The organism is Kitasatospora sp. NPDC056783, from assembly GCF_042789895.1.
Taxonomy (GTDB): Bacteria; Actinomycetota; Actinomycetes; order Streptomycetales; family Streptomycetaceae; genus Kitasatospora.
In genome coordinates this window covers 1-8,612 of the sequence record NZ_JBHUAF010000215.1, presented here as the reverse complement: position 1 = coordinate 8,612, position 8,612 = coordinate 1, and the positions used below count along the sequence as shown (strand labels likewise).

The 8,612-nt window shown below is 76.8% G+C and carries 1 protein-coding gene; it reads left to right on the top strand.

What is annotated here, in order from left to right:
* Positions 1–8,558, top strand: an 8,558-nt coding sequence (locus tag ACFRMQ_RS26140) for an amino acid adenylation domain-containing protein (protein ID WP_380733074.1), incomplete at its 5' end; no start/stop codon positions are given.
* Positions 8,559–8,612 lie beyond the last annotated feature (54 nt).

Sequence of the window (8,612 nt, the reverse complement as noted above, 5' to 3'; positions counted from 1 at the left end):
CCGCCGCCGGCGGCTTCGCCGGACAGCGCGACCACTGGACGGCCGCCGCCCGGGCCTGCGCCGAGCCGCTGCCGGTGGACGGCGAGGGCGGCAACACCGCCGCCGACCTGCGCGAGGTGACCGTCCGGCTGGACCGCGAACGCACCGACGCGCTGCTGCGGCGGGTCCCCGGGGTCTACCGCACCCGGATCGACGACGTGCTGCTCACCGCCCTCGGCCGGGTGCTCGCCGAGTGGACCGGGCGGCCCACCGTCGCCGTCGGCCTGGAGGGACACGGCCGCGAGGACCGGCTGTTCGACGGCCTCGACCTGTCCCGGACCGTCGGCTGGTTCACCTCGCTCTTCCCCGTCGCCCTCGACGTCCCGGCGGGTGACTGGGGCACCGCCCTGAAGGCCGTCAAGGAACAGCTGCGGGCGGTGCCGGACCGCGGCCTCGGATACGGCGCGCTGCGCCACCTCGCCCGGGACGGGGCGCTCGCCGACGCGCCCGCCCCCGGCATCAGCTTCAACTACCTGGGCCGCTTCGACTGGTCCGCCGACGGGGCCGCCCTGGTCCGCGCCGTCCCCGGCGGCCTCGGCGGCACGGAGGCCCCCGGCACCGAGCGCCCGCACCTGCTGGACGTGGTCGCCCGGGTCGAGGACGGCGGGCTGGAGATCGGCTGGTACTACAGCGCCGGGCGGCACCGCCCGGAGACCGTCGGCGGGCTCGCCGAGGCCATGCTGCGGGCGCTGGAGGAGATCGTCGCCCACTGCGCCGAGCCCACCGCCGGCGGCCGCACCCCGTCGGACTTCCCGCTGGCCCGGCTCGACCAGGCGGCGGTGGACCGGATCGCCGGGGACGGGCGCGGCGTCGCCGACGTCTACCCGCTGACGCCGATGCAGGCCGGGATGCTCTTCCACAGCCTGCTGGACCCGGACGGCGACACCTACGTCAACCAGGTGCGGCTGGTGCTCACCGGAGTCACCGACCCGCACGCGCTGGCCGAGGCCTGGCAGCGGACCGCCGACGCCAACGCCATCCTGCGCACCCGGCTCAGCTGGCAGGACGGCGCCGAACCGCTCCAGGTCGTCCAGCACCGGGCCGCCCTCCCGGTGGCCCACCACGACTGGACCGGCCGCCCCGCCGAGCAGGTCGAACGGGACACCGCCCGGCTGCTCGCCGAGGACCGGGCCGCCGGGATCGACCTGGCCGGCGCACCGCTGCTGCGGCTGACCCTGATCCGGCTGACCCCGACCAGCGTGCGGCTGGTGTGGACCTTCCACCACGTGCTGCTGGACGGCTGGAGCGCCGCCCAGGTCTTCGACGAGGTGTGCGAGCGCTACGCCGCGCTGACCTCCGGCCGCCGGCCCGTCCCCGTCGAGCGGGCACCCTACGCCGACTACCTGCGCTGGCTGGCCGGCCAGGACCGGGCGGAGGTCGAGCGGTACTGGCGCGCCACCCTGGCCGGCTTCCCCGCCCCCACCGACCTGCCCCGGGACCGCCGCCCGGCCGGCGCCCACCGCGCCTCCTCCTCGGCCACCGTGCGGGTCGCCCTCGGCCCCGAGCTGTCCGAACGGCTGCGCACCACCGCCCGGCAGGCCGGGCTGACCGTCAACACCGTGCTCCAGGGCGCCTGGGGGCTGCTGCTCTCCCGCTACGGCGGCGGGGACGACGTGGTGTTCGGCACCATCGTCTCCGGCCGGCCCGCCGAACTGCCCGGCGTCACCTCGATGGTGGGGCTGTTCATCAACGCCCTGCCGACCCGGGTCCGGATCGACGGCCGGCGCCCGCTGCTGGACTGGCTGCGCGAGGTGCAGGACACCCAGTCCGAGGCCCGGCGGCACGACGCCGTGTCGCTGGCCCAGCTCCAGACCTGGAGCGAACTGCCCGGCGGCACCGCCCTGTTCGACAGCATCGTGGTCTTCGAGAACTACCCCTTCGATGCCGGTTCGCTGACCCGGCACGGCCTCGGCGTGGAGACCGAGAGCGTGCTGGAACCGACCAGCTACCCGCTCAGCGTGGTGGTGGCACCCGGCGCCGACATCGAGGTCAGCCTCGACCACGACCCGGACGCCTTCGACGCCGCCACCGTCGAAGGGCTCGGGGCGAGCCTGCGCACCCTGCTGGCGGGCATGGCGGCCGGCCTCGACCGGCCGGCGGGCGAACTGCCGCTGCTGGAGCCGGAAACGGGGCGCGAACTGCTGGAACGCCTCGGCGGCGCGGTGTCGCCGACGGGCCCCGGGGGCACCCTGCCGGAGGCCTTCGCCCGGCAGGCCGCCCGCACCCCCGACGCCCCGGCGGTCCGCTCCGGCGAGGAACCGCTGAGCTACCGGGAGCTGGACGAGCGCTCCAACCGGCTGGCCCGGCTGCTGATCGAGGCCGGGGCCGGCCCCGAGAGCTTCGTCGCGCTCGCGCTGCCCCGCACCGCCGACCTGGCCGTCGCCCTGCTCGCGGTGCTCAAGAGCGGCGCCGGGTACCTGCCGGTCGACCCCGGGTACCCGGCCGAGCGGATCGCCTACCTCTTCGACGACGTCCGGCCCGCCGCCGTGATCACCGACGCCACCGCCGGCGAACGGCTGCCGGACGGCCCGTTCACCCGGATCCTGCCGGACGACCCGGCCTGCCGGGAACGGCTGGCCGCCGCCCGCGCCGACGCCGTGCGCGACGAGGAGCGGCGCGCCGCCCTGCGGCCGGAGCACCCCGCGTACGTCATCCACACCTCCGGATCCACCGGACGCCCCAAGGGCGTCGTGGTCGCCCACGCCTCGGTGCTCGCCCTGACCGACTGGGCCGCCGCCGAGTTCACCGGCCACGGCCTGGAGCACGTGATCGCCGCCACCTCGCTGAACTTCGACGTGTCGGTGTTCGAGATCTTCGCGCCGCTGCTCTCCGGCGGCTGCGTGGAACTCGTCCGGGACCTGCTGGCCCTCGCCGAGCACCCCGGCCCCTGGCGGGCCGGGCTGCTCAGCGCGGTGCCCTCCGCCCTCGGCGGACTGCTCGCCGACGGCGCCGTGCGACTCGCCGCCGACACCGTGGTGCTGGCCGGCGAAGGGCTGCCCGCCCGAACCGTGCGCCAGGTCCGCGAGGCCGTCCCCGGCTGCCGGGTGCTGAACATCTACGGGCCCACCGAGGCCACCGTCTACGCCACCGCCCACCCCTGCGACCCGGCCGACCCGGACCGCGACCCGCCGATCGGCCGGCCGATCGGCGGCGCCCGGGCCTACGTCCTGGACGGGCGGCTGCGCCCGGTGCCGGTCGGCGCGCCCGGGGAGCTGTACCTGGCCGGCACCGGCGTGGCCCGCGGCTACCTGCGCCGCCCCGGGCTGACCGCCGGGCGCTTCCTGCCCGACCCGTTCGGCCCGCCCGGCGCCCGGATGTACCGCACCGGCGACCGGGTGCGCTGGAGCGCCTCCGGCGACCTCCACTACCTCGGCCGGGCCGACGACCAGGTCAAGGTGCGCGGCTTCCGGATCGAACTCGGCGAGGTCGAGGCCGCGTTGGCCCGCCACCCGCGGGTCGCGGGCGCCGCCGCCCGGGTGGTCGACCAGGACGGCCACAAGCGACTGGTCGGCTACGCGGTGCCCCGCGAGGGCGCCCTGCCCGACCCGGCCGAATGGCGGGCCTTCCTCGGCCGCACCCTCCCCGACCACCTGGTGCCCGCCCTGGTGCTGCCGCTGGAGCGGCTGCCGCTCGGCGCCACCGGCAAGCTCGACCGGCGCGCGCTGCCCGCACCGGTGTGGACCGCCACGGCCACCGGCGGCGACCGGCCGCCGCGCACCGAGGCCGAACACGCCCTGGCCGCGATCTGGCGCGAGGTGCTCGGCGTGCCCGAAGTCAGCGCGGACGACAACTACTTCGCGCTCGGCGGGGACTCCATCCTCGGCATCCAGGTCGTCTCGGCGGCCCGCCGGGCCGGCCTGGCGCTGACCCCCCGGCACCTGTTCGCCCACCAGACCCTGGCCGAGCTGGCCCGCGCCGCCGAGCGGTCACCGCGCCCCGAACTCGCCGCCGAACAGGGAGCGGTGGTCGGCGAGGCCCCGCTCACCCCGGTCCAGCACTGGCTGCTGGACACCCTCGACGGAGACCCGGCCGCGCTCACCCAGTCCGTCTCCTTCACCCTCGCCCCCTCCGGTGACGAGAGCACCCTGCGGGCCGCGCTGGCCGCCGTCCTGGAACACCACGACGCGCTGCGGCTGCGCTTCGAACCGCTCGCCGACGGCCGGTGGCGCCAGCACGGCACCGCACCCGGCCAGGCGCCCGAACTGCGCCCGCACCACCTGCCCGCCGCCGAGGGCGAGGAGCGCGAGGCCGTGCTGCGCCGGCTGGGCGAGCAGCTCGCCGAGGGCTTCGACCTGGCCGCCGGACCGCTGCTGCGGGCCGCCCTCTGCCACTTCGACGGCGATCCCCGCCCGGTGCTGCTGCTGGCCGCGCACCACCTGGTGGTCGACGCGGTGTCGTGGCGCATCCTGCTGGAGGACCTGGAGCGCGCCCACCGCTCGCTGAGCACGGGCGAGCGGCCCGACCTCGGAGCCAAGAGCACCTCCTTCCGGACCTGGGCCGAACGGCTCGACGCGCACACCGCATCCGGTGGCTTCGATGCCGAACTCCCCTACTGGCAAGGACTGGTGGACGAAGGACTGCCCGTCGACCTGGACGGCCCCAACACCGCCGACACCGAGGAGTCGCTGACCTTCACCCTCGGCGCCGAGGACACCCGCCGGCTGCTCCAGGACGTCCCGGAGGCCTACCGCACCCGGATCAACGACGTCCTGCTCTGCGCCCTCGGCCGGGTGCTGACCCGCTGGACCGGACGGGGCCGGGTGGTCGTCGCCCTGGAGGGCCACGGCCGCGAGGAACTCTTCGACGGCCTCGACCTGTCCCGCACCGTCGGCTGGTTCACCACCCTCCACCCCGTCGCCCTGGACCTGCCCCGGGACGCCGGCCCCGGCGCCGCCCTGAAGGCCGTCAAGGAGAGCCTGCGGGCCGTCCCGTACGGCGGCCTCGGCCACGGCGCCCTGCGCCACCTGCGGCCCGCCCCGGAACTGGACCTGCCGCAGCTCGGCTTCAACTACCTGGGCCGGCAGGACCGGACCGCCACCCCCGGCGGCCTGCTGCACGCCCCGGCCGGCCCGCTCACCGGCGGCATGGACCGCACCGCCCGGCGCCCGCACCTGCTGGACGTGCTCGGGCAGGTCGCCGAGGGCCGGCTCTCCTTCACCTGGTCCTACTCCCACGCGGTGCACCACCGCGCCACCGTCGCCCGGCTGGCCGCCGAACTGCTGGACGAGCTGCGGGAGATCGTCCGCCACTGCGCCGAACCCGGCGCCGGCGGCCGCACCCCGTCGGACTTCCCGCTGGCCGGCCTCGACCAGGCGGCCGTCGACCGGCTGGCCGGCACCGGCCGGGAGGTGGCGGAGATCCAGCCGCTCACCCCCACCCAGACCGGCATGGTGCTGCACGGCCTGGACGAGGCCGAACACGGTCTGTACGTCGAGCAGATCACCTTCGTGCTGGACGGAGCCCGGGACGTCGGACTGCTCGCCGCCGCCTGGCGGCACGTCGTCGACCACACCCCGGTGCTGCGCACCTCGGTGGTGCTCAGCGGGGTGCCGGCGCCGCTCCAGGTGGTCCACCGGGAGGCCGTGCTCCCGGTCGCCGAGCACGACTGGAGCGCCCTGGGCGAACCGGAGCGCGAGGCCCGGCTGGAGGAACTGCTCGCCGAACAGCGGGCCCGCCCGCTGCCGCTGCACCGGGCACCGCTGCTGAAGCTCGACCTGGTCCGGCTCGGCCCGGACGCGGTGCGGGTGGTCTGGGCCTTCCACCACGTGCTGCTGGACGGCTGGAGCGTCTTCCACGTCCTCGCCGACGTGCTGGCAGCCCACGGCGCGCTCGCCCGGGGCGAGCGGCCCGTCCTGCCCGAGCGCCGGCCCTTCGCCGACTACGTCGGCTGGCTCGCCGCCCGCGACACCGGCGCCGCCGTCGAGCACTGGCGCGCCGCGCTCGCCGGCCTCGCCGCCCCCACCGCGCTGCCCTACGACCGCCGGCCCGCCCAGGGAGACACCGCCCGCTCCGGGAACTGGCTCTCGCACCGGCTGGACGAGACGCGGACCGAGCGGATCCAGGAGTTCGCCCGACGCCACCGGCTCACCCTCAACACCGTGGTGCAGGGCGCCTGGGCGCTGCTGCTGTCCCGCTGGAGCGGGGAGGAGCGGGTCTGCTTCGGCACCACCGTCTCCGGCCGGCCCACCGACCTGGCCGGCTCCGACGGCATCGTCGGCCTGTTCATCACCACGCTGCCCGCCCGGGTCGCCGTCGACGGCCGGCAGCCGTGCGCCGACTGGCTGCGCACCCTCCAGGAGGGGCGGGCCGAGGACCGCCGGTTCGACCACCTGCCGCTGTCGCGGATGCACGGACTCAGTCAACTCCAGCCGGGCACCGAGCTGTTCGACAGCCTGGTGGTCTTCGAGAACTACCCGGTCGGCGACGCCACGGCCGGCGCCTACGGCCTGCTGGTGCGCGACCTGGACGCCCGGGAGGCCACCAACTACCCGCTCACCGTGGTCGTCTCGCCGGGCGAGCGGCTCGCCGTGGAACTCGGCCACGACCCCCGCTTCCTCGACCGGGAGACCGCCGAGGGGCTGGCCGCCCAGCTGCTGCACGCCCTGTCCGCGCTGGCGGACTCCGACGGCTCCACCCGGTTGGACGAGCTGGACCTGCTGCCGCCCGGCGAACGGCAGCGGCTGCTGCGCGGCCAGGCCCGCCCGGCGCTCGCCCCGCCGCCCCCGGCCACCCTGCCCGCCCTGGTCGAGGCCGCCGCGGACCGGTGGCCCCGGGCCGTCGCCCTGAGCGCAGCCGGCCGGGACCTCACCTTCGCCGAGGCCGAGGCCCACGCCAACCGCCTCGCCCACCGGATGATCGCGCGCGGCGCGGGCCCCGGGGAGACCGTCGCCCTGCTGTTGCCCCGCTCGGCCGAGATGCTGCTGGCCGAACTGGCGGTGGCGAAGACCGGCGCCGCCTTCCTGCCCGTCGACCCGCACTACCCCGAGGCGCGGATCGCGGTGATGCTGCGCGACGCGGCCCCCGCGCTGACCCTGGACGCCAAGGAGGTGGCGGACCTGCTGGCCGCCGATCCCCACGGAGCGCCCGGCCACCGCCCCACCGACGCCGACCGCACCCGCCCGCTGGACCCGGACGACCCCGCGTACGTCATCTTCACCTCCGGCTCCACCGGCACCCCCAAGGGCGTCGTGGTCACCCACCGCGGCCTGGCCGGCTTCGCCGCCGCCGAGGCCGAGCACTACCAAGTCGGCGCAGGGGACAGGGTGTTGGCCTTCGCCACCCCCAGCTTCGACGCCTCGGTGCTGGAACTGTGCCTGGCCCTGCCGCACGGCGCCCGGCTGGTGGTGCCCGAGCCCGGGCCGCTGCTCGGCGCCCCGCTGGCCGAGCTGCTCCGGGAGCAGCGGATCACCCACACCCTGCTGCCGCCCGCCGCGCTGGCCACCCTGCCGGCCGACACCCCCGGCAGCCTGCCCGCGCTGAAGACCCTGATCGTCGGCGCCGAGGCCTGCGGCGCCGACCTGGTCGCCCGCTGGGCCCCGCACCACCGGATGGTCAACTCCTACGGGCCCACCGAGGCCACCGTGGTCGCCACCTGGTCGGCGCCGCTGACCGCGGACGGCGCCGCCCCGCCGATCGGCCGCCCGCTGCCCGGCACCGGCGCCTACGTCCTGGACGCCCGGCTGCGGCCGGTGCCCGACGGCGTCCCCGGCGAACTGTGGCTGGGCGGACCGGCCCTGGCCCGCGGCTACCTCGGCCGCCCCGGCCTGACCGCCACCCGGTTCACCGCCGACCCGTACGGCCCGCCCGGCGGCCGGATGTACCGCACCGGGGACCTGGTGCGCCGCGACCGCCACGGCGAACTGCACTACCTGGGCCGCGCCGACCACCAGCTGAAGCTGCGCGGCCACCGGATCGAGGCGGGCGAGGTGGAAGCGGTGCTGGTGCGCCACCCGGCCGTGCTGGACGCCGTGGTGAGCGTCCGGGAGGACGAGCCCGGGCTGCCCCGGCTGGTCGCCCACCTGCTCGCCGCCCCCGGCGCCGAACCGCCGACCGGCGCCGAGCTGCGCGCCCTGGCCGCCCGCTCGCTGCCCGGCCACATGGTCCCCTCGGCCTTCGCGGTGCTCGACCGCTTCCCGCTCACCGCGAGCGGCAAGACCGACCGCGCGGCGCTGCCCGCCCCCGGCCCGGTCGAGGCCGAGCCGGCCGAACGGGTGGCGCCCCGCACGCCCACCGAGGAGGCCGTGGCGGAGATCTGGGCCGAGACCCTGCACACCGCCGTCGGAGCCACCGACGACTTCTTCCAGCTGGGCGGCGACTCGATGCGGGCCCTGCTGATCGCCTCCCGCGCCAACGACGCCTTCGGCGTCACGCTCACCCCCCGCGACGTACTGGTCTCCCGCACCGTGGCCGCCCTGGCGGACCTGGTGGAGGACCTGGTGCTGAGCGAACTCGAAGCCGCCGCGCTGGACGGCCCCGACGACACCGCCGCACTGGACGGCCCCGACGATGACGAACGGTGAGGAGCCGACCATGACGCCTGAGACGCCCGAGACGCCTTCCAAGCGGGACCGCTG